This window comes from Caballeronia sp. INML3B (assembly GCF_023631305.1).
Classification (GTDB): Bacteria; Pseudomonadota; Gammaproteobacteria; order Burkholderiales; family Burkholderiaceae; genus Caballeronia; species Caballeronia turbans.
Window position 1 is genome coordinate 84,735 of record NZ_JALQDI010000051.1, and the last position, 24,815, is coordinate 109,549.

At 61.6% G+C, this 24,815-nt stretch carries 23 protein-coding genes; 12 read left to right on the plus strand and 11 right to left on the minus strand.

Going from position 1 to position 24,815, the window contains the following annotated elements; translation table 11 throughout:
* Positions 1-47 precede the first annotated feature (47 nt).
* The gene (locus tag NCS58_RS23150; RefSeq protein ID WP_061117270.1) at positions 48-269 is read right to left on the minus strand and encodes a YdcH family protein; all 222 of its coding nucleotides are present in this window, start codon (positions 267-269) and stop codon (positions 48-50) included.
* A gap of 223 nt (positions 270-492) precedes the next feature.
* Here NCS58_RS23150 and NCS58_RS23155 point away from each other — a divergent pair, with 223 nt between their 5' ends.
* Positions 493-813 (plus strand): hypothetical protein, encoded by a 321-nt coding sequence (locus tag NCS58_RS23155; protein ID WP_250477677.1) that lies wholly within the window; start codon positions 493-495, stop codon positions 811-813.
* Positions 814-978: 165 nt separating this feature from the next.
* Positions 979-1,626 carry a VC0807 family protein gene (locus tag NCS58_RS23160; RefSeq protein ID WP_061117099.1) on the plus strand — a complete coding sequence of 216 codons (648 nt, stop codon included), beginning with the start codon at positions 979-981 and terminating at the stop codon, positions 1,624-1,626.
* On the opposite strand, the gene NCS58_RS23165 is transcribed toward NCS58_RS23160, so the two are convergent.
* Positions 1,623-2,444, minus strand: coding sequence for an alpha/beta fold hydrolase (locus tag NCS58_RS23165; protein WP_061117271.1), 822 nt, complete (start codon positions 2,442-2,444; stop codon positions 1,623-1,625). The two genes, NCS58_RS23160 and NCS58_RS23165, sit on opposite strands and share 4 nt — an antisense overlap.
* A 26-nt stretch (positions 2,445-2,470) precedes the next feature.
* On the minus strand, positions 2,471-2,644 hold the full coding sequence (locus NCS58_RS23170; protein ID WP_250477678.1) for a hypothetical protein: 174 nt from the start codon (positions 2,642-2,644) through the stop codon (positions 2,471-2,473).
* A 472-nt stretch (positions 2,645-3,116) separates the two neighbouring features.
* On the opposite strand from NCS58_RS23170, the gene NCS58_RS23175 reads away from it, so the two are divergent.
* Positions 3,117-7,061, plus strand: coding sequence for a response regulator (locus NCS58_RS23175; protein WP_250477679.1), 3,945 nt, complete (start codon positions 3,117-3,119; stop codon positions 7,059-7,061).
* Positions 7,062-7,081: 20 nt separating this feature from the next.
* Here NCS58_RS23175 and NCS58_RS23180 read toward each other — a convergent pair whose 3' ends face one another.
* Complete coding sequence (locus tag NCS58_RS23180; protein ID WP_284502363.1) at positions 7,082-7,996, minus strand: response regulator; 915 nt, start codon at positions 7,994-7,996, stop codon at positions 7,082-7,084.
* Between the two features lie 389 nt (positions 7,997-8,385).
* Here NCS58_RS23180 and NCS58_RS23185 point away from each other — a divergent pair, with 389 nt between their 5' ends.
* Positions 8,386-9,759, plus strand: a complete 1,374-nt coding sequence (locus tag NCS58_RS23185) for a sigma-54 dependent transcriptional regulator (RefSeq protein WP_061117102.1) — start codon at positions 8,386-8,388, stop codon at positions 9,757-9,759.
* 353 nt (positions 9,760-10,112) lie between these two features.
* Positions 10,113-11,495, plus strand: a complete 1,383-nt coding sequence (locus tag NCS58_RS23190) for an MATE family efflux transporter (protein WP_061117103.1) — start codon at positions 10,113-10,115, stop codon at positions 11,493-11,495.
* On the opposite strand, the gene NCS58_RS23195 is transcribed toward NCS58_RS23190, so the two are convergent.
* The 3 genes from NCS58_RS23195 to NCS58_RS23205 form a co-directional block, all read right to left on the minus strand.
* Positions 11,492-12,688, minus strand: coding sequence for an acyltransferase (locus NCS58_RS23195; protein WP_061117104.1), 1,197 nt, complete (start codon positions 12,686-12,688; stop codon positions 11,492-11,494). The two genes, NCS58_RS23190 and NCS58_RS23195, sit on opposite strands and share 4 nt — an antisense overlap.
* Before the next feature lie 155 nt (positions 12,689-12,843).
* Positions 12,844-14,022, minus strand: coding sequence for an alpha/beta fold hydrolase (locus NCS58_RS23200; RefSeq protein ID WP_061117105.1), 1,179 nt, complete (start codon positions 14,020-14,022; stop codon positions 12,844-12,846).
* A gap of 10 nt (positions 14,023-14,032) precedes the next feature.
* A complete protein-coding gene (locus NCS58_RS23205; RefSeq protein ID WP_061117106.1) occupies positions 14,033-14,914 on the minus strand; it encodes a LysR family transcriptional regulator in 882 nt (293 codons plus the stop codon).
* Positions 14,915-15,040: 126 nt separating this feature from the next.
* Here NCS58_RS23205 and NCS58_RS23210 point away from each other — a divergent pair, with 126 nt between their 5' ends.
* The 3 genes from NCS58_RS23210 (at position 15,041) to NCS58_RS23220 (ending at position 18,179) form a co-directional block, all read left to right on the plus strand.
* Complete coding sequence (locus NCS58_RS23210) at positions 15,041-16,324, plus strand: MFS transporter (protein WP_061117107.1); 1,284 nt, start codon at positions 15,041-15,043, stop codon at positions 16,322-16,324.
* The gene (locus NCS58_RS23215; protein ID WP_409241438.1) at positions 16,317-17,201 is read left to right on the plus strand and encodes an amidohydrolase family protein; all 885 of its coding nucleotides are present in this window, start codon (positions 16,317-16,319) and stop codon (positions 17,199-17,201) included. The genes NCS58_RS23210 and NCS58_RS23215 overlap by 8 nt, the downstream gene beginning before the upstream one ends.
* A 96-nt stretch (positions 17,202-17,297) precedes the next feature.
* Entirely contained in the window at positions 17,298-18,179 is an 882-nt protein-coding gene (locus NCS58_RS23220) for an oxaloacetate decarboxylase (protein ID WP_061117109.1), read from the plus strand.
* 48 nt (positions 18,180-18,227) lie between these two features.
* Here the strand turns inward: NCS58_RS23220 and NCS58_RS23225 are convergent, their stop codons facing one another.
* Positions 18,228-18,527: a DUF4148 domain-containing protein gene (locus NCS58_RS23225; protein WP_250477682.1), complete on the minus strand. Its 300-nt coding sequence runs from the start codon at positions 18,525-18,527 to the stop codon at positions 18,228-18,230.
* A 261-nt stretch (positions 18,528-18,788) separates the two neighbouring features.
* Between NCS58_RS23225 and NCS58_RS23230 the strand changes: the two genes are divergently transcribed.
* Positions 18,789-19,082 carry a DUF1330 domain-containing protein gene (locus tag NCS58_RS23230; protein ID WP_061117272.1) on the plus strand — a complete coding sequence of 98 codons (294 nt, stop codon included), beginning with the start codon at positions 18,789-18,791 and terminating at the stop codon, positions 19,080-19,082.
* A 29-nt stretch (positions 19,083-19,111) separates the two neighbouring features.
* Here NCS58_RS23230 and NCS58_RS23235 read toward each other — a convergent pair whose 3' ends face one another.
* Positions 19,112-19,834, minus strand: a complete 723-nt coding sequence (locus NCS58_RS23235; RefSeq protein ID WP_061117111.1) for a haloacid dehalogenase type II — start codon at positions 19,832-19,834, stop codon at positions 19,112-19,114.
* Between the two features lie 184 nt (positions 19,835-20,018).
* Between NCS58_RS23235 and NCS58_RS23240 the strand changes: the two genes are divergently transcribed.
* The gene (locus tag NCS58_RS23240; RefSeq protein WP_061117112.1) at positions 20,019-20,729 is read left to right on the plus strand and encodes an SDR family NAD(P)-dependent oxidoreductase; all 711 of its coding nucleotides are present in this window, start codon (positions 20,019-20,021) and stop codon (positions 20,727-20,729) included.
* A 69-nt stretch (positions 20,730-20,798) separates the two neighbouring features.
* Positions 20,799-21,035, plus strand: a complete 237-nt coding sequence (locus NCS58_RS23245; RefSeq protein ID WP_061117273.1) for a 4-oxalocrotonate tautomerase family protein — start codon at positions 20,799-20,801, stop codon at positions 21,033-21,035.
* Positions 21,036-21,097: 62 nt separating this feature from the next.
* Here the strand turns inward: NCS58_RS23245 and treA are convergent, their stop codons facing one another.
* Both treA and NCS58_RS23255 read right to left on the minus strand, forming a co-directional pair.
* Positions 21,098-22,747, minus strand: coding sequence for an alpha,alpha-trehalase TreA (treA, locus tag NCS58_RS23250; protein ID WP_061117113.1), 1,650 nt, complete (start codon positions 22,745-22,747; stop codon positions 21,098-21,100).
* A gap of 145 nt (positions 22,748-22,892) precedes the next feature.
* Positions 22,893-23,786 carry a helix-turn-helix domain-containing protein gene (locus NCS58_RS23255; protein WP_061117114.1) on the minus strand — a complete coding sequence of 298 codons (894 nt, stop codon included), beginning with the start codon at positions 23,784-23,786 and terminating at the stop codon, positions 22,893-22,895.
* A gap of 136 nt (positions 23,787-23,922) precedes the next feature.
* On the opposite strand from NCS58_RS23255, the gene NCS58_RS23260 reads away from it, so the two are divergent.
* Positions 23,923-24,762: an SDR family NAD(P)-dependent oxidoreductase gene (locus NCS58_RS23260; protein ID WP_061117115.1), complete on the plus strand. Its 840-nt coding sequence runs from the start codon at positions 23,923-23,925 to the stop codon at positions 24,760-24,762.
* The last annotated feature ends 53 nt before the right edge of the window (positions 24,763-24,815 follow it).

A 24,815-nucleotide genomic window follows, 5' to 3' on the forward strand; every position in this document is an offset into this window, starting at 1 on the left:
TTCCCCTTCGTTGTTGCTCTCGTGTCTCTGTCTCTGGCGGCGTCTCATCAGGCGGCTTCGTGCGCCTTTCTCAAGACGGCATAGAGCTTGTCCTTCAGCAGCAGCTTTTCCTTTTTCAGCGATTCGATCGTGAACGAGTCGGCAGGCGTGACGCCCGTCTCCATGTTGTCAATCCGATGATCGAGTTCGTTGTGACGCTCGAAGAGCCGCGAGAAATGAGCGTCTTCGGTTTTCAAGCGTGAGATGAGATCGCGATATTCGGGAAACATGCGGTGATCCTCCGGTGCGTTCATATTGAGTACTTCGAAGTACATAGTACCGACCGGGCACCGCTATTAGTTAGACATTTATCAAACGCCACTGCGCCGTAACGTCGCAGCGCGTGCGTCGACACTTACCTAGGCAAAACCCTCCTATGGCCGGGCATCGTCCTTGCACACAATGAGATGCCGCTGCGCATCCGCGTGGCGAGCGTGAACCAGGGAGGCCGTCATGAAGAAGAGCCGCAATCGCGCGCAACATCGCGCACTGCATATTGCGTTGATCGCCGGCGTTGCCGGCATGTGCTTCGCCACGGCAGCCAGCGCGGACAGTCAGGCCGCGAAGAAGTTGGGGCAGATGGGCGTCATCAATCAGACGCTTCAGCCCAAGCCCGTCAGGCCGCCGCCCACCGCGAACGCGCCCGCACCGAACGCCCCCACTACCAACCCGAATTACAACGCAAATTCGACCTATAAGCCCAACACGGCCAACAATGCGAATGCCGTGAACCCCGGGGCCGCCGCGGCTGCGGGCGGGGGACAAAAGAAGTAATTTCCGCACGGCGTGCCGATGCCGCCTGCCCGATACCGGGCAGCGGCGTCGCGTTCACGCGCCCTTCCCCGACGAATCAGCACGCGCGCATGCGTACATTCGCGCGCATTCGATCTTTTATACTTGGCTCACGGTCCAGCGTCCCAGGCGCACACTCCTGAGTCCATGAAAAAGATCAAGCCCGGTCTCGTGCTCGAACTCGCCGCCAATCTGCTGCTGCCGTGGCTCGCGTATCGCCTTGCGCTGCCCTATTGGGGCGATGTCGGCGCGCTTTACGCGTCGGCCGCGCCGCCGCTCGCCTGGAGCATCGGCGAGTTCGCCCGTTCGCGCCGTGTCGATGCGCTCTCCGCGCTCGTGCTGTTCGGCATTGCGCTGTCGATCGTATTGCTCGCGATGGGCGGTAGCGCCCGCATCCTGCTCGTGCGCGAATCGCTCGCGGCGGGCGCGACAGGCCTCGTCTTTTTGATCTCGCTTCTTTTCCAGCGTCCGCTCATCTTCTATCTCGCCCGCGCGACCGTCACGCGCGAGCAGGAAGACGGCGCCGAGCGCTTCGAGGCCTACTGGCGCGAAAGCGCGTCATTGCGCGCGTCGTTGCGGCTCATGACGTTCGTGTGGGGCGTCGGGTTGTCGGTCGAAACCGTGCTGCGCTTCTGGTTCGCGTGGACGTGGCCCGTCGAGCGCTATCTCGTCGTATCGCCGGTGGTCAGTTACGTCATCTACGGCGGATTGCTCGCGTGGACGTTCTGGTTTCGCGCGCGGCTCATCGAGCGTCAAGGCGAAAGCGCCCCCTCGCGCGACGGGCTCCTCGGCTAGCTGACGGGCCGCGCATCGCAGGCGGCGATGTGACGCGCGATCGCCTCATTCACCGCCGGCGCATGCGTGAGCGGCCCCATGTGGCCCGCATCGGGCACGACGATCAGCTTCGCCGCCGGCATCAGATCGGGCAGCGTCTCCGCGATCAGTCGGGTCGGCACGGGCGCATGCTCGCCGCGCATCACGAGCGTGGGAATGCGCAGCTTCGCATACGCGCTCGCCGGCGTGGGCTCATGAATCAGCGCGCGAAAATCGAGCGGCGCTTTCGGCACCCAACGCGTGAGCATCGCCTGCACGGACGGCCGCAGCGCGGTCCACGCACCGTGTCCTCCCCAATAATCGACGAACGCGCGCGCCGCGCCGCGCAGATCGCCTGCGACGACGCCCTCCGCCGTGCGCGCCGCGATCGCGAGAATCTCCGCGAACGCCGCCGCGCCGTGCGCGCCCATGCTCTTCAGCAGATGAAACGCGGATGGCTCGTACAGCGTGATGCTCGCGACATCGTGCGGCCGCTCGAGCGCCGCGCGCAGCGCGACGCCGCCGCCATATGAATGCCCGACGAGATGCACCTTGCCGCGCTGGCGATCGATGATGCCGACCGTGCGCGCAGCTTCATCCGCGAGCGTGAAGGCTCGCTCGCCGCTCCACGGGCCGACGCTGTCGCAGCCGTAGTGCTCGGGCGCGATCAGCGAATAGCGGGTGTTGTCCGTATTGAGCGTGTCGAGGGTTTCGCCCAACTGACGCCATTGATTCGCGCCAGCGCCCGAGCAATGCAGCGCGATGACCGGCGCACCGATGTGTTCGTCGTTGAAAGCCATATCGTTCTTTCTCGCGTCGTGAATGATCAGCTTTCGCTGTCGCATGCGCGCATGCGGCGCTCGAGTTCACCGATATCCGCGCACGATTCGAGATAGTTATCGCGGCGGCAATGCTCCGCACGGTCGAGCAGCATCCCTGTCCAGCAGATCAGATGCGGCAGCATGATGTCCTTTCCAACATTGATTAGGTATCCCAACATGATTCGCTCCACTTGCACCGATATTTCCTTGATGAAATGCCGCTGAGCGATCGACTAAAAACGATGATTCGAAAGAGTCGCTGGGGCGGCGGGTGCGGATGTAATGCAGCCACCGTGCCAGCGATGCGAATCCCTTGTGCCACAAGGCTCGGCGCGAGTGCGGCCACGCGCCGTCCGACACGAGTGTCGGGCGCGAGCCAACGCTTTCAGTCTTGAAAGATGGCAAACTTCGAACACGTCTGCCGAGCCGAATCCCTGCTTGAGATACGGAAAAAGCCGCCAAAATATTCCCGTCGCGCGGGGTCAAGTTTGTGCGCCGTCGCGCCGTAGACATGTTTGATGCCCGGGCAAACGCGGCAATTCGCCTTGCCCGCCCGTCGAACGGTCGCCGCCGAACGACGCGATAAGATACGGCAGCGTTCGATCTTCGCGCCCGGTGCGGCGCCCGGCAATCGCTCATTGGAGACACGGCGTGCTCAGTCGCCATTCGCTCACGTTCCGGATGACGGTGTTCATCGTCATCGTCTGCATGCTTTTGATCGGCACCGATATCGGGCGCAGCGCCGCCGCCCGCCGCGTGCAGCTCGAGGAAATGACGACGGCGACATCCAATCTCGCGCGCGCAATGGCGCAGCACGCGAACGACACCTTCAAGGAAGCCGACACGACGCTCATCGGCATGGTGGAACGCGTCGAGGAAGACGGCACGTCGCCGCAAGCGCTCGCGCGCCTGCATCGCTCGCTCGTCGCGCGCGTCCAACAACTGCCGCAACTGAACGGCCTCTTCATCTACGACAAGACCGGCGCCTGGCTCGTCAACTCACAGCCACAACTCGACTCGCGCTTCAACAACTCGGACCGCGAGTACTTCGAATATCACCGCACACATACCGATCAAGGCTCGCATATCGGCCCGCCGGTCAGGAGCCGCTCGACCGGCAAGTGGATCGTGCCGATATCGCGTCGCATCGATGCGCCCGACAGCAGCTTTGCGGGCGTCGCCCTCGCGACCATCGACATCGACTTCTTCTCGCGCTTCTACGACAGCCTCGATCTCGGACAATCGGGCGCGGCGGCGCTCGTCCTGAACTCAGGCGTGATGGTCGTGCGCCGTCCGTTCGAGGACCGCTTCGTCGGCAAGAACGTGACCGACACGGCGCTTTATCGCGCGCATCTGGAGCTGGGCCGCTCCGGGGTGTTCACGACGCGCTCTTCGCAGGATCACATCACGCGCCTGAACAGCCTGCGCGAATTGCAGGACTATCCGCTCTTCGTCGCGGCGGCGCTCTCGGAGGATGAGATCCTCGCGCCGTGGTGGCGCGACACACTCTGGCACGCTTCGGTTACGACCGTCCTCGCGCTCGTGCTGGCGATGTTCGGTGCGCGCCTCGTGCGCCAGGTCACCGCACGCACGCGCATCGAGCAGGAACTCGCCCGCAGCCTCGCGACGACGCAAACCGTGCTCGACACCGCGATCAGTCCGATCATCACCGTGGACGAGCGCGGCGCCGTGCGCTCGTTCAACTCGGCCGGCGAAAAGGTGTTCGGCTACAAGGCGGACGAGGTCATCGGGCAGAACATCCGGATGCTGGTGCCGCCGCCACATCTGGATGCGTATAACGAATACATTATGCAATTCAAGGGCGAAAACGGTGTCGCGACCGCCGATTGCGAGCTGGCGGGCCAGCGCAAGGACGGCACATCGTTTCCCGCGCACGTGTCCACGGGCGCGATGCGGCTCGATGGCGCTTTGCATTTTGTATCCGTCATCACGGATATTTCCCGGCAGAGAAAGGAGCGGACCGAACTGGCTCACGCGCGCGACCAGTTGCTGCTCGCTGCGGACATCGCCGAGCTGGGCATCTGGTCCTGGAATCTGGCAACGGGCAAGCTGCACTGGAACGCCCGCATGTTCGAGCTGTACCAATACCCGCCGGAACTGCTCGACAACGGCCTGCACTTCGAGCACTGGCGTCTGCGCATTCATGCCGACGATCACGACGCGATCATGGCGGGCCTGCGCGCCGCCGCCGCGGGTGAAACCGAGACCTTGCCGCCGTTTCGCATCGTGCTGCCGGATGGCACGACGCGTCGTATCCAGAGCGGCCTGCGCACGCAGCGCAACGCGAGCGGCACGCCTGTCGTGATGACCGGCGTGAACTACGACGTCACCGATCAATACGAGCTGGAATTCCATCTGCGCAATGCGAAGGAACAGGCAGATGCGGCGAGCGCGGCGAAGTCGTCGTTTCTCGCGAACATGAGCCACGAAATCCGCACCCCGATGAACGCGGTGCTCGGCATGCTGCATCTCGTGCAACTGACGGCGCTCAATGCGCGCCAGCAGGAGTATGTGAGCAAGGCCGAAACCGCGGCGAAATCACTGCTGAACCTGCTCAACGACATCCTCGACTATTCGAAGATCGAGGCGGGCAAGCTGCAACTCGACAGCCATCCATTCGAGCCCGAGAAGCTGATGCAGGAGCTCGGCATCGTGCTCGCCGGCAATCAGGGCGCGAAAGATGTCGAAGTGCTATTCGACCTCGATCCATCCTTGCCCACGGTGCTCGTCGGCGACAGCTTCCGGCTTCAGCAGGTGCTCATCAACCTTGCGGGCAACGCGCTCAAGTTCACGTCGACGGGACAGATCGTCGTGAGCGTGCATCGATGCGAAGACCCGAACGAGACAGCGGGCGATGCGGTGCGCGTGCGCATCGCCGTGAGCGACAGCGGCATCGGCATCAGCGAGGAACAACTGGAGCGTATCTTCGAGGGCTTTACGCAGGCGGAAGCATCGACGTCGCGGCGTTACGGCGGCTCCGGCCTCGGACTCGTCATCAGCAAGCGGCTCGTCGCCATGATGGGCAGCCAGCTCGAAGTCGAAAGCCGCGTCGGCGAAGGCAGCCGCTTCTGGTTCGACATCACGCTCGGCGTGGACACGTCCGGTGCGGCGACGCATGACATCGTCGCTATCCCCGAACATGGCGCGCGTATTCTCATCGCCGACGACAACGCGGTTGCGGGCGAGATCATGTCGCGCACGGTGCGCGCGCTTGGCTGGCAGGCGGACATCGTGACGAGCGGCTCCGAGGCGGTCGAGCGCGTCGGCAATGCTGCGCTCGGCGATGCGCCCTATGACATCGCCCTGCTCGACTGGCGTATGCCGGGACTCGACGGCCTGAACACCGCAAGGCAGATCAGCACGATGAAGGGCCGCGCGACGCCGCCGCTCGTGCTGCTCGTCACTGCTTTCGGACGAGAGGTGTTGAAAGAATCGCAGGACGGCGGCGCCGCTCCCTTCGCCGGTTTTCTCACGAAGCCCGTGACACCGCGACAGCTCGCCGCCGCAATCCGCGCCGCGCTGCCTCGCAATAACGAAGCGATCCCGCGCGACACCCGGCCGCCTGCGAAGAAAACGCGCCGCCTCGCGGGACTTTCGTTACTCGTGGTCGAGGACAACGCGCTCAACCGTCAGGTCGCCGAAGGCCTGCTGCTTGCGGAAGGCGCGTCCGTGACGCTCACGGATGGCGGGCGCGAAGGCGTCGATCGGATCGTGACGGCGAATGGCCGCTTCGATGCCGTGCTGATGGACGTGCAGATGCCCGATCTCGACGGCCTCGAAGCGACGCGCCTGATTCGCGTAGATGGCCGTTTCGCCACGCTGCCGATCATTGCGATGACGGCGAATGCATCGGGCGCGGATCGCGACGCCTGCTTGCAGGCCGGCATGAACGATCACGTCGGCAAGCCGATCGATGTCGAACGGCTCGTAGCGGTGCTGCGCGCGCACACGGGACGAGCGCACATGGAGGCGGATACGCACGAGGCTAGTGCCGAGTCGATCATCGAGCCGCGCGATTCGATCATCGCGCGCTTCGGCGGAAATATTGATTTGATCCGCAATGCGCTCGGCCGCTTCAGCGCGCAGACGGACAAGCAACTGGCGCAGCTTGCGAAGGCGCTCGCGGCACACGACGCGCAAAGCGCCGCATCGATGCTGCATGCGATCAAGGGCAGCGCAGGCACGATCGGCGCGGCGGCGCTCGCGAAACTCGCAGGCACGCTCGAAACCGATGCGCATTTGCTCGACGCAGCGCGCGTGAAACTGCCGCATATGCAGGCTTTGCTTGCATCGAGCGTCACGCAACTCGTCGATGAATTCGGTCAGCCGTCGTCGTCCGTGAAGCCGGAGACCAACACGTCGCCGATCGATGATGAAAACTGGCGCGCTCGTCTCACCACGATCATCGAATTGCTCGATGCATCGAATCTGCAAGCGATCGCACTATCCGAGAAGCTGTCGCCGCATGCGCCGGGCGTGTACCGCGCAGACTTCGAGCAATTCCTCGCGCGCGTGCGTGCGCTCGATTTCGCGCGCGCCTCGGAGATCGCGCGCGATATGCTGGAACAGGTGTGAGATAAAGACGACGCTATAACCTAGCCCCCGCGCGTGTCGCGAGCGAATACAGGGAACGCGTGCACGCTTGCGCCACCGGCCGATTCCAGTTGCGCGCGCAATTCTTCCCGCGCTTGGCGCGCCGAGGTCAGCGCGCCTTGCACGCGCGCCTGCAGCACGGCAGATTTGACGGACCTTGCGATGACATCCGCCGCGCCGGCATCGAGCGTACATTGCTCCGTTTCGACATCGCGCGCATCGGCCAGCACGACGATGGGCACGTGAGCCAGTTCCGCAAGCAATGTACGCACGGCTTCGCAAGGGTTATGGCAGCAACGCGCATCAAGCACGATCGCGTCCGGCTCCTTGCTTTGTGCAAGACGCAGCGCGGCTTCGCAATCCTTCACCCGATCGAGTGCGCCGATGGCTTCGAGCGCGTGGCGATGCGCCTCGAGCATGTCGTCCTCGAGGATGCCGAGCACGCGCACGCCCGTGGGTTTCGTCATGGCGGGCTTCGCTGCCTGCGCCTCCATCACGCGATGCCTCAAGCGAAGCTGCGCGCGCACGCGCGCGCGCAGGCGTGGCGCGACAAGCGGCTTGATCACGTAATCGGCGGCGCCCATGCGAAACGCATCGACTTCGAGCGCAGGCGCGTCGTGACTCGTGATGAATATGACTGGCACGCGCGCGAGGTTCGTGTCGCTCTTCAATATCTCGCAGACATCGAAGCCCGTCATGGTGGGCAGATTCGCGTCGAGAAGAATCAGGTCCGGCGTCGATTCGCGCGCCAGGGCCAGCGCGGCCTCGCCGGTCGTGGCGAAGCGCTGGTTGGGAAATTCCGCGAGCATTTCGCCGATGATGCGGATCATCGCCGGATCGTCGTCGACCAGAAGCAAACGCGGCTGATGTGTTGAAGTGCGGTTCTCTGCTTTTTCCATATTCGAACGAGTATTCATCAGACGATGACGCGCTCACGAACTCTACGCCCGCAATGTGTGCGCCGCAAATTCAAAAAATGCATGAAGGAAATAATTATCTGATATTTCAGCGCGGGCCAGTTTCGACTGCACAAATACTTTCATAGCTAAACATATTCATAAGCGAATAAGTAATTCGTTCCGGCCGCCGCATGCGATGGAAGCCATACCGCATATGACCCAGTCGATAAAGCACGCACGTACAATAAATTTCAGCACGGCCGTAATGCAAAAAATGCTCTGACAATTTCAATCGATTCCACCGATCAATGTAAACATTCAAAATCGGGTTATCGTTTGCGAGGCGTTCTACATTGCGGCAACCGGGAGCATACTGGCCGCTACACCTAAAAAAGCCGGGAAAAGCCATGCACGGGGAAGCCAGAACACTCTACTTCGTGGGTCGCGCCGTATCGGAGGATTTGTCCGGGCGCTTGCATGATCGCGGCTGGACCATCGAGCGCATCGATCCGGCGAAGCCGCCCAAATCCGCCAAACACGGCAAACGTGCCGCCGCCGGCATCGTCGATCTGACGACGCGCGGCTTTTCCGCGGAAGCCGCCGCGCTCACCGCACTGCTTGCAAGTTATCAGATCGGCTGGGTCGCGACCGTCGACGCCGAGCATGTCGACAACCCCGAGATTTGCAGGCTGATTCGCGATTTCTGCTTCGACTATGTGACGGTGCCCTCTTCCGCGGACCGTATCGTCGACGCAGTCGGGCATGCATACGGGATGGTTTCACTGCACGACACTGCCAGCAATGATCCACGCAAGGACGATTGCAGGGAAGGCAGCATGGTCGGCTCTTGCGATGCGATGCAGGCGCTCTATCGCTCGATTCGCAAAGTCGCAATGACCGATGCGCCCGTTTTCATCTCCGGCGAATCGGGGACCGGCAAGGAACTCACGGCAGTTGCGATTCACGAGCGCTCAGTGCGGCGCGAGCAGCCGTTCGTCGCGATCAACTGCGGCGCGATACCGGCGCATCTTCTGCAATCGGAACTTTTCGGCTACGAGCGCGGCGCGTTCACCGGCGCGAATCAACGCAAGATCGGACGTGTAGAAGCAGCTGACGGCGGCACGCTCTTTCTCGATGAAATCGGCGATTTGCCGCTCGAAAGCCAGGCGAGCCTGTTGCGCTTCCTGCAGGAGCGCAAGATCGAGCGTCTGGGCGGGCAAGGCACGACGGACGTCGATGTGCGCATCATCTCCGCGACGCACGTCGATATGCAAACGGCGATGCTGGAAGGACGCTTCCGCGCGGACTTGTACCATCGCCTGTGCGTGTTGCAGATCGACGAGCCGCCGCTGCGCGTGCGCGGAAAAGACATCGAACTGCTCGCGAATCACATGCTCGATCGCTTCAGAAAGGATGCGAGCCGGCGGCTGCGCGGCTTTGCACCGTGCGCAATCGCGGCGCTTCATAACTATGGCTGGCCCGGCAATGTGCGCGAGTTGATCAATCGCGTGCGGCGCGCAATCGTCATGTCCGAAGGACGGCAGATTCTCGCGAGCGATCTCGAACTGGGCGAATATGCGGAGGCCGCGCCTATGACGCTCGCGCAAGCACGCGAGGCGGCAGAGCGGCAAGCCATCGAAGTGGCGCTGTTGCGTCACCGCGGACGTCTCGGTGAAGCCGCGGATGAATTGGGGATTTCTCGTGTCACGCTGTATCGCATGCTCACCGCCTATGGCTTGCGCGCGAAAACGGATCGGCCCCTGGAGGCATCCGGAACCTAGCTTTTAACGATCCTGTGCGAATCATGATTCGCTTAAGAGCACGCGAAGGAACCTTCATTCGCGCTCGCCACTCCAATCACCGCATCGCATTCGATGCATGGTGAAAACCTGAAGCGGCATACGCGCATCATGCGCCGTCAGGCCCGTCACGTCTTTCCTCTCTAGCCCGCTGGCGTTTTCTCGCGCCGCCAGACCGCGCGCTACGCAGTCTCGTTTCATTCATATGCGGCCCGCCTGAGCTTCATCGGCGCGCTCATACAGCGCTCATGCGCCATGCCATAAGCTTTTGCCTCGCACGTCGAATGCGTCGCGCTCGTATTGGCGTGTCTGCGAGTTATCTCGGGTAGTCAGTCATGGTTTCGCTCAACAACAACATTTCGCTCGTTCGTCAATATTCGAACTTCGCCGTACCCACCGTGCTTGCCGCATGGGTGTACTGCATGCATTCGGTCATCAGCGGCATCTTCATCGGACGTCATGTCGGCGCCGATGCGCTTGCCGCGTTGAATCTGCTCGTCCCTTTGCTTTATCTGCCCTACGCGTTCAGCGTGATGATCGGTGTCGGCGGATCGACGCTCGTCTCGCGATTGCTCGGCGAGCAGCGCGAACGCGAGGCCGCGGAAGCGTTCACGCAGGCGCTCTGGCTGTTGGGGTTCTCCGGCGTGGCGTTCGCACTCGCGACTCATTCTTATGCCGATACCTTCGTGCAATGGACAGGCGCTCGCGGCGAACTCGCGCGACTCGCAAACGATTTCCTGCATGCCTATGCGCCTTTCGTTCTCTTTCCGACAGCATGTTATGCACTCGAACTCTTCTTGCGCATCGAGGGTGCGGCGAGTTTCGGGCTCGTCTGCCTGATCGCGGGCGGCATCGCCGACGTCGCGTTGACATGGTGGATGGTGAGTCACATGCAATGGGGCATGCGCGGCGCGGCGCTTGCTTCGGGCATCAGTCAGGCGCTTGCTTGCATCCCCATGCTGGCCTATCACTTCGTGAGGGCGCAACACGTTCGTCCCGTCGCCCGTGCATTCGCACGCCTCGACCATGCGTGGCGCATGGCCTATAACGGCGGATCAGAGTTTCTCGGCGAGATCGCGCCGAGCGTCACGCTCTTCGCATTCAATCACGCGGTGTTGCGCTGGCTGGGCGAAACGGGTCTCGTCGCGTTCGCAGTCGTCGAATACATGACGATGATCGCGTCGGTCACGATGGTCGCGCTCGTGCAGAGCATGCAACCGATCGTGAGCTTTCAGCGCGGCGCGGGCAACGCGCACGCCGTATCGCGCGCATTTTCGATCGGCATCCTGGTTACCGCCGGTTTCGCGCTCGCCGCCGCCTTCGCGCTTCTCACGCTTGCACAACCGCTGGGCGCGCTCTTCGTGCCCGATAGTGCGGCGGCGCAAGCGCTTCTGCGCGACGCCTTGCCGTGGTGTGCACTCGCGTTCCTGCCGGCCGCAATCAATGTCGCGATCAGCGGCTATCTGACTGCCATCGAGGCGCCGCTCGCTTCGATGATCGTCGCGCTGCTGCGTAGCTGGGTGTTGCTGTTGACGATGCTGTGGCTACTCACTCAATGGTTCGGGCCTAATGGCATCTGGATGACCGTCGCCGTCACAGAACTCGCGACGCTCGCCGCGAGCATGGTGTTGTATCGCACGCGTGGACACGGCGTGAAATCACTACATTCGATGCGAAGCCCGCACACCGTTCGCGGCGCATCGCATCCTCACGGCTAGGCGTCACGCGTCAGGTGAAAACGTCGATCGACCCATGCGAGCAGGCGTCTCGACAAGCGTGTTGCACGCCCTTGAATCAGTCGATCCGACACGCGTGACAGTACATAGGAGACGACGAGCACAGCGATCAGCGTCGCGCCGAATAGGGCGAGTGAAGTCTCGCCATTCTTCTCTCCGAACGTGCGGTCGAAGAAATGAAACGTCATGTAGACGCATATGAAGTGCCAGAGATAAATACCATAACTTTCGCGTCCGAGCGCGGCGGCGCAGTGTCGGACGAACCGGGCGCGCGGCGCTGCCGGCGCGCTATCGCGACGTTTGCGGGCGTGATGTGAACACACGAACAGCAGAAACGCCACGGCACTGCATGCGGCGAATACGGGCGCGAGCGCATGCGCCTTGTCGAGCCATACGCCGAGCGCAGCGGTCGCGAGTGCGAAACCCAGTGCAAGCGAAAAATAAAGCCACGATACGCGCCGCGTGACATCGGATGCGCCGAGCAAATGCGGGCGGAATGCATACCAGCCCCACATGCCGACGATGAAGCACGGTCCTTGCACGGGCGGCCAAAAGTAGCTGAAGGTGTTATTGGCGACATTGCAGTCGAGGCCGCCGTTGCAATCGCTCATCGACATCGCCGCATACGAGAGACACAGCAGCAAGACCGTAGCGACCAACAGGCGCGCGCGATTCATCGCGAGGAAAAACAGCAGCGGCGCAATCATGTAGAACAGCATTTCGACACCGATCGACCATCCTCCAGGCACGACGTTATTGATTGCGGTCGGCGAAAGCGCATGCAGAAAGAGCATGTTGAGCAACACGTCCATCGGGCCATGCGCACCGAGAACCCATGCACGCTCGATGCCCGAGCGCGTCGCGCCATAGCTGATGAGGCCATATACCGCAATCGCCGCGTAATACAGCGGTGCTATGCGAAAGAAGCGCTTGATATAGAAGCGCAGCGTGACATGACGCGCATCCGCGCAGCGCGCGTGATCCATTTCGAGCGTCATGAAGATCGTGATCGCGCTGATCACGAAAAATAACTGCACGCCATATTGGCCCATGCGCGCAATGAGCGTCACTGCACCGGGCAGATTGGGGAACTGAAACGACAGGTGTACTGCAACTACCCCGACGATCGCGAGCGCCCGGCCTGCGTCGAGCGCGGCAACACGTCCTTTATCCATCGATACTCTCCTCGCGGTTGATGCCGACCTTCAAAGGCCGCGAGGCTCGTGGACAATCGCGCTTTTGATGAAGTTCCTGAAAATCGCCGACGCATCGGCAGCTCTTACATCAAGAAACGTCATACACGTCTCGATACAACTTTCAGGCACACACGCTAGATGGCGGGCGCATCCTGCCGCAGAAAGCGCAGAATGCGACTGGCGACTGTACTCGGTTGTTCCTGTTGCACCCAATGCCCCGCGCCTTCAATCAGATGCGTCGCGCGAAAATCGGTGCACGCCAGGACGCGCATCGCTTCGAAGTCGCCCGGACGCTGGTAGCAGCCCCAATCGCTAGCGCCCGCGATGAAGCATGAGGGCACGTCGATCGTGCGTCCCGACCAGGTCCGTAAATCGGCCGCATAGCGCGGGTCGGTGCCGCAGCGATACCAGTTCAATCCGCCCTGAAATCCGGTGCGCGCATATTCGCTTGCATAGACGTTCAAATCCCGATCGGGCAGCCACGCGCAGGTCGCGATATGATCCGCAGCGGGCATATGTTCCGCGACGGTCTGCGGCATCGTTGCATCCGCATGCATGACGTAATACGTCGGCAGCATCGCGAGTTGATCCGGTGTCACCGACCCAAGCGGATGAGGATGATTGCCCGGCCAGTCCGCGCTCTTGACGTGGTAATACGCGCGCAAGAATGCGGCGAGCCCTTGCGGCGCGTGCCGCATATCGTCATTGGCCTGCGCGCCCGAGTAATACCATTGATAGTGCTTGCGCGGCGGATCGAGCGATGCGAGCCCGGCCACGGCCTCCGCCATCACCGATGGAGCCGTTTCGACGCGCGCGAGCCTCGCGTCGTTCTTCGCGGTATTGAACGCGAATGCGGGCGGCCCCGCGAAGGGCGCGCTCATCATGACGACGGACGCGAACACATCCGGGCGAATCAATGCACACCACGCGGCGACGGGCGAGCCGAAATCATGACCGATTACCGATGCAACCCTGCGATAACCGAGTGCCGATACGAGACCGAGTACATCGCGCACGAGGTTCGGAAAGTTGAACTCGTCGAGATCGGCATCGAATAAGGTAGCGCCGCCCATCGTGCGTCCATAACCTCGCTGATCGGGTGCGATGACATAAAACCCCGCATCCGCGAGCGGCTTCATGACCTTTCGCCAGCTATAGGCGAGTTCCGGAAAGCCGTGCAGTAGCACGATGCATGGCCTCCCAGGCGCGTCGAACCCGGCTTCGAGCACGTGCATCGAAAGGCCATTGCCGTTCTCGATCATGCGCGCGCGAATGCCATCCGGCAGCGGCAGATCGTTCGGAATCTCGTTCATGCATGTCTCCTCATGCTTCGAGCAAGGCTGCGAAGCGATCCGCGAGTGTAGGACGCGAGCGCGTCGGCCATATTGCGCTGAGTTCGAATTGCGGCAGGTTATCCCCGTCGCGCACATCGCAAAAGCGCACGCCGGCAAATTGCAGCGCGGTTACCGATTGCGGCAAAAGCGATGCGCCGCATCCCGCCGCAACGCAGGCAAGCACGGTCAGCGAGCGATTCGCGTCCTGCACGACATTCGCCTCGCAGCCCGCTTTACGAAAAGCACTCAGGATGCCCGCGCGCACGACCGGCAACTGATCGCCGGGGAACCACACCAGCCCCGCATCGGATAGGTCCTTCAGGCCTACTTTTCCATCTTCGCCGACTGCAAAAGCGCGCGGCAGCACGGCCAGCAAGCGTTCTCTTACGATCAGCTTCTCGCGCATGCGTCCGCCCACCGCGACGGGCGTATGCAGCAAACCGATATCGATGGTGCCTTTCTCCAGCGCCCTCGCCTGCTCCGCATTGCTCATTTCCCTAAGCATGAGCTCGACGTTGGGCACTTCCTCGCGCAGCGCGGCAATCGCGCGAGGCAAGAGACTAAAAAGCGCCGCCGATGCAAAGCCGATCGTCAGGCGCCCACCACGCTGCGCGCCGATTTCCCGCGCGCGATGCGAGGCGGCATCGATGCGCGCGACGCTCAATCGTATGTCTTCGACGATCGCCTCGCCTGCCGGTGTCAATTGCGCGCCGCGGCGCGTGCGCTCGAATAGCTTGACGCCCAGATCGCGTTCCATGCGGGAAAGCGCCTGACTCAAAGCAGGTTGCGCGATGTCGAGCACGTCAGCCGCGCGCGTCACGCTGCCGGCATCGACTACGGCGAGAAAGTATTTGAGGTTGCGCGTCTCCATGCGGCCAGCATATCAAAATGCTATGAAAAACGAACGTATCCATAGTATGCGAGGCCGGCATTCGTTTCTAGAATGCAGTGGCATATTGAACAAGAGCCGGCCCGAGGCCAGCACAGGAGACGCAAGATGAATTGGTACCGTGAAATTTCCACGGCGGAGAGACGCACGCTGTGGGGATGCTTCGCAGGCTGGGCGCTCGATGGCGTCGATACGCAGGTATTCAGTCTCGTCATCCCGACCCTCATCGCGACATGGGGCATCGGTAAAGGACAAGCTGGCTTGATCGGTGGGGCGACGCTCGTCGCGGGCGCATTGGGCGGCCTGCTGGCGGGCGTGCTGTCCGATCGCATCGGGCGCGTCAAAGCTTTGCAGGTGACCGTTCTCTGGTTTTCGCTATTTACGTTTCTCAGCGCCTTTGCGCAGAATTTCGAGCAGTTGCTCGTGCTCAAATCGCTTCAGGGACTCGGCTTCGGCGGCGAATGGACGGCAGGCGCAGTATTGCTCAGCGAAACGATTCGCGCGAAACATCGCGGCAAGGCTATGGGCATTGTGCAAAGCGCGTGGGGCTTCGGCTGGGCCGGCGCGGTATTGCTCTATACCGTCGTGTTCTCGTGGGTTTCGCCCGATTGGGCCTGGCGCGTGCTGTTCGCGGTCGGCCTCCTTCCGGCGCTGCTGGTTGTTTATATGCGCCGCAATATCGAAGAACCGCCGCGCGAATCGAAACCCGCCGGACAGGATCATGCGCAACGTCAGGGCACATTCGCGATCCTCGCCGGCATCTTTCATCCTTCGGTATTGCGCACGACGATCGTAGGCGGATTGATTGGACTCGGCGCGCATGGCGGTTATCACGCCATCACCACATGGCTTCCCACTTACCTCAAAACGGAGCGCCATTTGTCGGTGCTCGGCACGGGCGGCTATCTGGCCGTCGTGATTACCGCGTTCATCATCGGATGCTTTGTGAGTGCGTGGCTGCAGGACAAGATCGGCCGCCGGAAAAACGTGATTCTTTTCGCGATCTGCTGCGCGGTCACGGTCAATGTCTATGTATTTCTGCCCATCGGCGATGTTGCGATGCTCATGCTGAGCTTTCCGCTCGGCCTTTTCTCCGCAGGCATTCCGGCGACGCTCGGCGCGCTCTTCAACGAGTTGTATCCACAAGGTGTGCGCGGCACGGGCGTCGGCTTCTGCTACAACTTCGGGCGCGTGGTGTCTGCTGTTTTTCCGGTGCTCGTCGGGCACATGGGCAATTCGATGCCGATAGGACAGGCGCTCGGCATCGACGCGGGCATCGCGTATGGACTCGTCGTCGTGGCCGCGTTGCTGTTGCCCGAAACGAAGGGCCGTCGCATCGCAACCGTGCCCGCTCAAACCGCATCGAGCGAGCGCTCGCCCACGCATGTCTGATCTATCCATGACGCCTTCACTTCACTCCACGCTCGCCGACGCGCAATGGCTCGCATCGACGCCCGCCGCAATCGAAGCGATCGACAGTCACGCGCATGTCTTCGTGCGCGGGCTTCCGCTTGCACCGCATCGTCGTCACGCACCCGACTACGATGCGACGCTCGATGCCTACGCGGAACATTTGCGCGCGAACGGCATATCGCATTCAGTGCTCGTGCAGCCCAGTTTCCTGGGCACGGACAATTCATTTTTCCTCGATGTGTTGCAGCGCTATCCGCAGCGCTTTCGCGGCGTGGCCGTCATCGATTCTTCGATCAGCGATGGCGAATTGCAGCGTCTCGCGGCGCGTGGTGTCGTCGGCATGCGGCTGAATCTTATCGGCCTTGCGCTGCCCGACCTGCGCGCGGCGCATTGGCGCGAATTGTTCGGGCGCATCAATGCGCTCGGCTGGCATGTCGAGATTCATCGCGATGCGGTGGATCTGCCGATGCTCATCACGCCGCTGCTCGAACAAGGCTGCACGATCGTGGTCGATCATTTCGGCCGTCCCGATCCCGCATTCGGCATCGACGATCCGGGCTTTCGCTATCTTCTGACGACGGCGAAGAGCGGGCGCGTGTGGGTCAAGTTATCGGCGGCCTATCGCAGCGTCCGTAGCGAAAACGGCATCGCGCTCGGGCAAACGCTCACGTCCGCCTTGCTCGGTTCATTCGGCGCCGCACGGCTCGTCTGGGGCAGCGACTGGCCGCACACGCAACATCAAAGGCTGATCGACTACGAGGCGTCGCGCGATGCGCTCGACCGCTGGATTCCGGACGCATCGCTGCGTACCATCGTGTTGCGCGATTCCGGGCGTGCACTGTTCCGCTTCGCGTAATAGCCGCGCAAGCGCCCAAGTGCATCGCGGGTTAGCATTGCAGACGCGGGCGAAACGTCGACGCGAGACACGAATTCACTTTCCGGAACCGAAACCATGACCACTTCCTCTTCACGCCGCCGTGCCGCCTTTCGCGAACGGGTGAACGCACGCAGCGCCCTGCTCTTGCCCGGCGCATTCAATGCAATGAGCGCGCGCGTCGCGGCCGATCTGGGTTTCGAAGCGATCTACATCACCGGCGCGGGCGTGACGAACATGTCGCTCGGCATGCCGGATCTCGGCTTCATCGGCCTCGCGGAAATCGCGGAGCATACGTCGCGCATTCGCGATGCCGTGGACGTGCCGCTCATCGTCGATGCGGATACGGGCTTCGGCAACGCGCTCAACGTGCGTCATACGGTGCGCACGCTGGAACGCGCGGGCGCCGATGCAATTCAACTCGAAGATCAGGTAACGCCGAAGAAATGCGGCCATTTCGCGGGCAAGGCCGTGATCTCGACGAATGAAATGACAGGCAAGATACGCGCGGCGGTGGATGCGCGCGAAGATGATAACTTTCTGATCATCGCACGCACCGATGCATGCGCGGTGGAAGGCTTCGATGCGGCGATCGAACGCGCGCGTGCATTCGTCGAAGCGGGCGCCGACATTCTATTTGTCGAAGCTATCGAAACCCCGGAGCAAATCGCCTCGCTTCCCAAGCTGCTCGATGCACCGCAACTCATCAACATCGTAATCGGCGGCAAGACGCCCGTGACGGATCAGGCAGATCTTGCGCGGATGGGCTTCAGTCTCGTGCTCTATGCGAATGCAGCATTGCAAAGCGCCGTGCGCGGCATGCAGACTGCGCTCGGCGCATTGAAATCGCAGGGACGGCTCGATGAAGATCCGGCAGTCGTCGCGCCGTTCGCCGAACGTCAACGGCTCGTGAACAAGCCGCTCTTCGATGAACTCGACCGCAAATACGCCGCGGACTGAATCCTTCGCCTGAAGCGGCCATGAAAGACCGCTTCGGGCATTCACGCCTCAGCGCGAGTACATCGCATTCCAGTCCGATTGCGATACGCGTGCACCCCCCGATTGCGACGTGCCGTTAGCGGCGCCACCATAAGCCGTCGCGCCATCGCGTGCTGCGAGTTTCGCTTCGGCTGCCTGGATCGCTTCCGGATAATGCGCCTGATCGCCGTCGCCCGCGTGATAACCGACGCTCTGCAATTCTGCGAGTTCGGCACGAACTTGCGCCCGAGTGATTTGGCTTTGGGCGAACGAAGCGACGGGAATGACGAGAGCGGTTGCGACGATGGCTGCGCGAATGATCGACTTCATGATGAAACTCCAGTGTTATGAGGTGCCTGGCTTCGAACGCGGTGTCGTTCGAAAGCAGTGATAGCAGTCTATGACGCTGGTTATTCCGGGTTAACCCCTAGCACAGGAAAGCACCTTTCCCGGAAACACGCAGAATCGACGGCGCGAGTCGCACGGGGCATTAACGCCCGAGAATTTGTTATGCTGGCCGCCGGACTGAACGCACATGCGCGTTGCGTTCGCCTCATGGCGCAAAGCGCCCGTCAAACACTGGAGATACAGATGGCAAAAGGATATTGGGTCAGCGTGTACAAGAAGATCATGAAGCCCGAGCAGGCCGCCGAATACGCGAAGATCGCAACTCAAGCCATCGCGGAAGGCGGTGGCCGTCCGCTCGTCCGCGGCGTCGCGGCGATGGTGCAAGGCGAAGGCGTCATCGAGCGCACGGTGGTCATCGAATTCGATTCGCTCGATGCAGCCGTCGCCGCCTATAACAGCGCGACCTATCAGCACGCACTGGAAGTACTTGGCGATTCCGTCGTGCGCGATTTCCGCATCGTCGAAGGTGCCGCATAACATCCCTTACAGGCCGATGCTTGCGGCGCTCAGGCGCCCACGGCGTCGGCCAGTTCGTTCATGTCGTTCGCGACGACATCCCAATCGCTCTCAGCTTCCAAATCGACTGACTGACCCGGGCCGCGCTCATACGGACGCGAGACGAACGCAGTGCGCAAGCCGCACTTTCTTGCCGCTGCGAGATCGTCGTTATGCGCGGCGACGAGGCAGACTTCTTCTGGCTTCAGCATCAAAACGTCTGCGGTGCGCAGATAAGCCTGCGGATCGGGCTTGTAAATCTGCGCGATCTCCGCGCCGAGAATCGCATCCCAGGGCAAGCCTGCGCGCTTCGCCATATCCACCATCAGCCTGATATTGCCGTTCGAAAGCGGCGCAATGATATGGCGTGCCTTGAGCCGTTGCAAACCCGCGATCGAATCGGGCCACGGATCGAGTCGATGCCACGCGAGGTTCAGTTCGTCCAGCGCCTCCGAAGGAACCGCTTCAGGATTGATGCCAAATTCCGGCAGGAGGTCCACGAGATTCTCGCGATGCAGCACATCGAGCCGCACGAACGATCGCTCGCCGCTGATGATCTTGCGCATCGCGGGCACGTAGCGGCTGCGCCATGCATCCGCGAAGGCCTCAGGCTTCAAGCCGGTCGCGCCGTAGCGCTGCAGGAACGGCGCGGCCTCGCGGGCAATCCCGCCGCGCCAGTCCACGACGGTTCCGAATACATCGAATACGAATGCCTTTACGTTTTGCAAGCTCATGTCATTGCTCCCGTTGAGTCATTCATCTGATCGATTTCTCCTGCGATGCATTTGTTCCTCGCGCGCAAGACTGATTGTCCACCGCGTGTGTACGCAACGAATCTCGAAGAGCCTACATTACAAGCCATCGGAGCCTTCGGTCCGATCCGCAACAGGCCCACATCAACATCTATCGAGGTTCATCATGAGCAACGCAAACAAAGTCGCTATCGTCACCGGCGCGTCGCAAGGCATCGGCGCTGAAATCGTCAATGCCTTTCGCGCGCAAGGTTATCGCGTCGTCGCAACCGCCCGTTCCATTCGGCAGCCGGACGATCCGAACGTCGTGGCTGTCGCGGGCGATATCGGCGATCGCGCCACCGCGCAACGCGTCGTCGATGCGGCGATCGCCAAGTTCGGCCGCATCGATACGCTCGTCAACAACGCGGGCATCTTCATCGCCAAACCCTTCACGCAATATACGCAGGAAGACTATGCGGCCGTCCTGAACGTGAATCTGAACGGCTTCTTCCATGTCACTCAACTCGCCATCGAGCAAATGGAGAAGAACAAGAGCGGGCATATCGTCAGCATCACGACGACGCTCGCCGATCATGCGGTAAGCGGCGTGCCTTCGGTGCTGGCGTCGCTGACGAAGGGCGGCCTGAATTCTGCGACGAAGTCCCTCGCCATCGAATATGCGAAGTCCGGCATTCGCGCGAATGCAGTGTCTCCCGGCATCATCAAGTCGCCGATGCACGCGCCCGAAACGCACGAAGCACTCGGCGCTCTGCATCCGATGGGACACATGGGCGAAATGAGCGACATCGTGAACGCCGTTCTGTATCTTGATTCCGCGCCGTTCGTGACGGGTGAGATCCTGCACGTCGACGGCGGCCAAAGCGCGGGACATTGATCGATCCTTCACCGGTTGTGTATGCGCCCTTCGCGGGCGCGTCGCTGTTTTTCACTCAAGGAGATCGCCATGCCGATGGTTACGATTCAGGTGACACGCGAAGGCAACAAGGCAGGCACGAACGCCGTCACCGCCGACGAGAAAGCGCAACTCATCGAAGGTGTCAGCCAGTTGTTGCTCGACGTGTTGAACAAACCGCTCGACTCTACGTTCGTCGTGATCCAGGAAGTCGACATGGAGAACTGGGGCGTGGGCGGCGTGCCGGTGCAGGAATATCGGCGGCGGAAGCAGGAAAAGGAAAGTTGACGTGCATTGTTATGCAGGCATCGCCGCATGAAGAGCCGCGGCGATGCCGTCGTTTCGCTGTCTTATTGCCCCGGCGCGTAGAGGTCGAGTAGCTTGAGCGTGACGCCGTTGGTCCATCCGAAGCCATCTTGCAGCGGATATTCGCCGCCTCCGCCGCCGCCCGTTCCCTCGCCTTCGACGATGTATTTCTCGACGAGCTTCTGCTGCGTCTTGTAGACGTTATTCACGTCGGCAAGAAAGCGCGTACCGATCTGCTGCGCGAGATCGCTGCGCCCATATCGCTTCAAGCCTTGCACCGCGATCCAGTGCAATGGCGCCCATCCGTTCGGCGCATCCCACTGTTGCGTCGTGTTGTAAGTGGTCGTCGTGAGGCCGCCGGGCTTCAGCAACATCGCTTCGACCGTCTCTGCTGTCTTGTGCGCACGATCCGGCCACGCCGCATTCGCGAAGAGCGGATAAAGCATCGCCGCTGATGGATTATTGCGCGGTTGCCCGAGCTTCCAGTCGTAATCGCCGTAATAGCCGTTCTTGTTCCAGAGATACTTGTTGATGGCGATCGCGCGCTTGGCCGCGCGCCCGATGTACTCGCCGACGCATCCGAAATCGCGCGCCTCGCCGCAACCGATCGCGATGCTCGTTTCGAGGTGGAACATCAGGCTATTCAGATCGACGGGAATGATCGATGTCGTGCGGATCGTCGCGAGCGTCGTGTTGTCGCCGAACCAGCGCGAGCTGAAGTCCCAGCCGCTCTCGGCTGCCGCGCGCAGATCGCGATACACCTCGTTCGCCGGACGGCTCGTGACCTGTTTGGCGGTGGCTACATCTTCCGAGTAAGACTCGTCACGCGGCGTGTCGCGTTCGTCCCAATAGCGATTGAGCACGGTCTTGTCGGGCAGCATCACGACGTTGCGCACCGCACCGCCCGGCTGCAGCGTATTCGCGCCTTGCATCCAGTAGCTATGCTCCTTGCGCAATTGTGGCAAATACTTCTGATAAACCCGGCCGCCTTCTTTGTGCGCGGCAAGTTCGACCATATACGAGAAGAACGGCGGTTGCGACCGGCTTACATAGTACGTGCGATTGCCATTTGGAATATGTCCGATCGTATCGATCAGATACGCGAAGTTATCGAGCATGTCGTCGACGAGATCTTCGCGGCCGGCCTCCTGAAGGCCGAGCATCGTGAAATACGTGTCCCAGTAATAGCCCTCGCGAAAGCGCCCGCCCGGCACCACATATTGCTTGGGCATCGGAATCAGTGAGCTATTCGGCGGCACGTTGGCGGTGGTCGTCAAACGCGTGAGTTCGGGCCACAGCCAGTCGATATGTTCTCGCAATGTCTGATTCGGCGGCGGCGTGATGACCTGATCCGTCGGAGGCGTGAAGTACTGCCCGACGAAGTTCTTGAGCGAAAAGCCCGGCACCGACATCTGCTGATGATAGGCCTGCACGATCTGCGCGGGATCGATCTTCGGTACCGCATCGACGAAGGTTTTTTGATCGGGATAGATGCCCTGCGTCTGCACGGCGACGAAAAGATCGCCGTATAACTCGCTCGGCGGAGGCGGCAGCGTATAACCGGTTTGCGCGTCCGCATACGCGAGGTTCGCAGCCGCGCTCATGACGAGCCAGCCGCATAACGCTGTGCGTGCCTTGAACTGGAAACGCCGCGACGCCTCGTGCGCCGCGCGATACGATGACAGTGCGATCATGCTCCCTCCTCATCAGGATGAGTGAACCGGACTGGTCTCGCTCGTGCCGTTCTTGTTTTGACTGAATCACAGCACGGCGAAGCATCGCATGCTTGCACCGCGGTGGCAACCCTCCGGGATTGGGGCGACGCCGCTATTGCGTCGGCTATTGAATGGCGAGCGCCTTATGCGCCTGAGCCTGAAACTGCGTCGGCGTGACGCCGGTCTGCTTGCGGAAATAACGGCTGAAATAGGCGATATCGGCAAAGCCCAATCCATGCGCGATCTGCTTGACCGACATGCTCGAATAAACGAGATCGCGCTGCGCCTCACGCACGAGATGCTCGTTGATCATTGCAAGCGGCGAGCTCGATATTTCCTCGCGGCAAATACGTCCAAGCTGCGTGACGGTCATGCCGAGCCTTTGCGCATAGAAATCCACCGCGCGATGCTCGCGAAAGTGTGCGGCCACCAGCTCCCTGAAGCGCCTGATCTGTTGCGCGCGTCTTTCCGTCGATGCGACGTTCGGCGCGGACGTGCTCTCGCATAGCCGCGAGACATGCACGAAAAGTGCAATCAGGAGCGACATGCCCGCCGCCATGTGCCCGCGGTTCGTCGCGCGAAATTCCTTTTCCAGCAATTCGACGATCGTCATGAATGCGCTTTCCTTGACGGACTGCGCGCTCACACGGGAGAGGCCCGCGCGCTGCAGCACCGGAATGAGCCCCGGGGCTGCGATCGATGCGAGGGCCTCGATCGATCTTTGCGCGACGGTAACAACGAGACCATCGACGTTCGGCGCGAAGTTGAATCCATGCACCGTTTGCGCGGGCAGCACGATGACGCAGGGCGGCAAGATATCGATCACGCTGTTCTCGATCAGCACTTGCCCGCCGCCGCCGCGAATGTACAGAAATTGCAAGAGCGCGTCGTGACGATGCGCGTCGATATGCCAGTCGTTCGGCGCGCTGCGCTCGGCGATCCACTCGAAATTGAACGCGTCATACCACGGCGGGCGCGCCGACTCTCCATACAGGTTGTAGTTAGGGATTTTCCTCATGTCATGCGTCTCCTCATGCACAAATTGTCCTGTCGTCTGCTGCCTTTGTCCAATTTTTTGTGCATGACCGTGAATATACTTTTTTCACAGGCAAGGCCATCGTCGCCTTCGCATCGAATGGACTCAGGAGACAAGCATGACTAATCACCTCGCGCATGATCACAATACGCCGCATTGGCTCGGGCTCGAATCGAACGTGTGTGTGGTGACGGGTGCGGCGGGCGGCATAGGCCGCGCCATCGCATCGACATTCGCCGATGCGGGCGCTCGTCTCGCATTGCTGGATCGCGATGAAGCGGGCTGCATGGAAGTGGCCGACACGCTGCGCGCAAGCGGAGTCGATGCGCTTGCCATCGCGTGTGATATTGCCGATGCGGCGAGCGTGAACCGCGCGCGCGATCAGGTCGAGCGGAAGTTCGGTCATGTCGATGTGCTTGTGAACAACGCGGGCTTGTTGAGGGCGGGCGGCATCGAAGATATCGGCCTCGATGGGTGGAATGCGATGCTTGCCGTCAATCTCACCGGTTACATGTTATGCGCGCAGGCATTCGGTCGCGGCATGCTCGCGCGTGGCGCCGGCAGCATCGTGCATATCGCATCGGTGGCGGCACATCATCCGCAAACCTGGAGCGGCGCATATAGCCCGAGCAAGGCCGGCATCGCAATGCTGTCGCGTCAGATCGCCGCCGAATGGGGTGCGCGTGGCGTGCGCAGCAACACCGTGTGCCCCGGCATGATCCGCACGCCGCTCTCGAAAGCGTTCTATGAACAAGGCGATGTCGAAGCGCGCCGCAGCGCGATGACCGCGAGCAGGCGCATCGGCGAGCCGCGCGATATCGCCGAGGTAGTTGCATTTCTCGCGAGCCGGCGCGCGGCCTACGTGAACGGGGCGGAGCTTGCCGTCGATGGCGGCTTCGAATGCATGTTGATGGACCTCGTTCCGCGTCCCGGCTTCGAGGCGCCGCGCACCGCCTGAAACACGGCCTTTCATCTCACGGGTGCGCGACGCGCCCGCTTCCAATCAAAGGA

Excerpts from the sequence above, each read along its gene's own strand:
- NCS58_RS23210 (WP_061117107.1), top strand. The coding sequence starts at position 15,041 with ATGAATTGGTACCGTGAAATTTCCACGGCGGAGAGACGCACGCTGTGG.
- NCS58_RS23220 (WP_061117109.1), top strand. The coding sequence starts at position 17,298 with ATGACCACTTCCTCTTCACGCCGCCGTGCCGCCTTTCGCGAACGGGTG.
- NCS58_RS23150 (WP_061117270.1), bottom strand. The coding sequence starts at position 269 with ATGTTTCCCGAATATCGCGATCTCATCTCACGCTTGAAAACCGAAGAC.
- NCS58_RS23255 (WP_061117114.1), bottom strand. The coding sequence starts at position 23,786 with ATGAGGAAAATCCCTAACTACAACCTGTATGGAGAGTCGGCGCGCCCG.
- NCS58_RS23240 (WP_061117112.1), top strand. The coding sequence starts at position 20,019 with ATGAGCAACGCAAACAAAGTCGCTATCGTCACCGGCGCGTCGCAAGGC.
- NCS58_RS23160 (WP_061117099.1), top strand. The coding sequence starts at position 979 with ATGAAAAAGATCAAGCCCGGTCTCGTGCTCGAACTCGCCGCCAATCTG.
- NCS58_RS23180 (WP_284502363.1), bottom strand. The coding sequence starts at position 7,996 with ATGAATACTCGTTCGAATATGGAAAAAGCAGAGAACCGCACTTCAACA.
- NCS58_RS23190 (WP_061117103.1), top strand. The coding sequence starts at position 10,113 with ATGGTTTCGCTCAACAACAACATTTCGCTCGTTCGTCAATATTCGAAC.
- NCS58_RS23155 (WP_250477677.1), top strand. The coding sequence starts at position 493 with ATGAAGAAGAGCCGCAATCGCGCGCAACATCGCGCACTGCATATTGCG.
- NCS58_RS23165 (WP_061117271.1), bottom strand. The coding sequence starts at position 2,444 with ATGGCTTTCAACGACGAACACATCGGTGCGCCGGTCATCGCGCTGCAT.
- NCS58_RS23200 (WP_061117105.1), bottom strand. The coding sequence starts at position 14,022 with ATGAACGAGATTCCGAACGATCTGCCGCTGCCGGATGGCATTCGCGCG.
- NCS58_RS23245 (WP_061117273.1), top strand. The coding sequence starts at position 20,799 with ATGCCGATGGTTACGATTCAGGTGACACGCGAAGGCAACAAGGCAGGC.
- NCS58_RS23170 (WP_250477678.1), bottom strand. The coding sequence starts at position 2,644 with ATGTTGGGATACCTAATCAATGTTGGAAAGGACATCATGCTGCCGCAT.
- NCS58_RS23215 (WP_409241438.1), top strand. The coding sequence starts at position 16,317 with ATGTCTGATCTATCCATGACGCCTTCACTTCACTCCACGCTCGCCGAC.
- NCS58_RS23225 (WP_250477682.1), bottom strand. The coding sequence starts at position 18,527 with ATGAAGTCGATCATTCGCGCAGCCATCGTCGCAACCGCTCTCGTCATT.
- NCS58_RS23185 (WP_061117102.1), top strand. The coding sequence starts at position 8,386 with ATGCACGGGGAAGCCAGAACACTCTACTTCGTGGGTCGCGCCGTATCG.
- NCS58_RS23230 (WP_061117272.1), top strand. The coding sequence starts at position 18,789 with ATGGCAAAAGGATATTGGGTCAGCGTGTACAAGAAGATCATGAAGCCC.
- NCS58_RS23195 (WP_061117104.1), bottom strand. The coding sequence starts at position 12,688 with ATGGATAAAGGACGTGTTGCCGCGCTCGACGCAGGCCGGGCGCTCGCG.
- NCS58_RS23260 (WP_061117115.1), top strand. The coding sequence starts at position 23,923 with ATGACTAATCACCTCGCGCATGATCACAATACGCCGCATTGGCTCGGG.
- treA (WP_061117113.1), bottom strand. The coding sequence starts at position 22,747 with ATGATCGCACTGTCATCGTATCGCGCGGCGCACGAGGCGTCGCGGCGT.
- NCS58_RS23205 (WP_061117106.1), bottom strand. The coding sequence starts at position 14,914 with ATGGAGACGCGCAACCTCAAATACTTTCTCGCCGTAGTCGATGCCGGC.
- NCS58_RS23235 (WP_061117111.1), bottom strand. The coding sequence starts at position 19,834 with ATGAGCTTGCAAAACGTAAAGGCATTCGTATTCGATGTATTCGGAACC.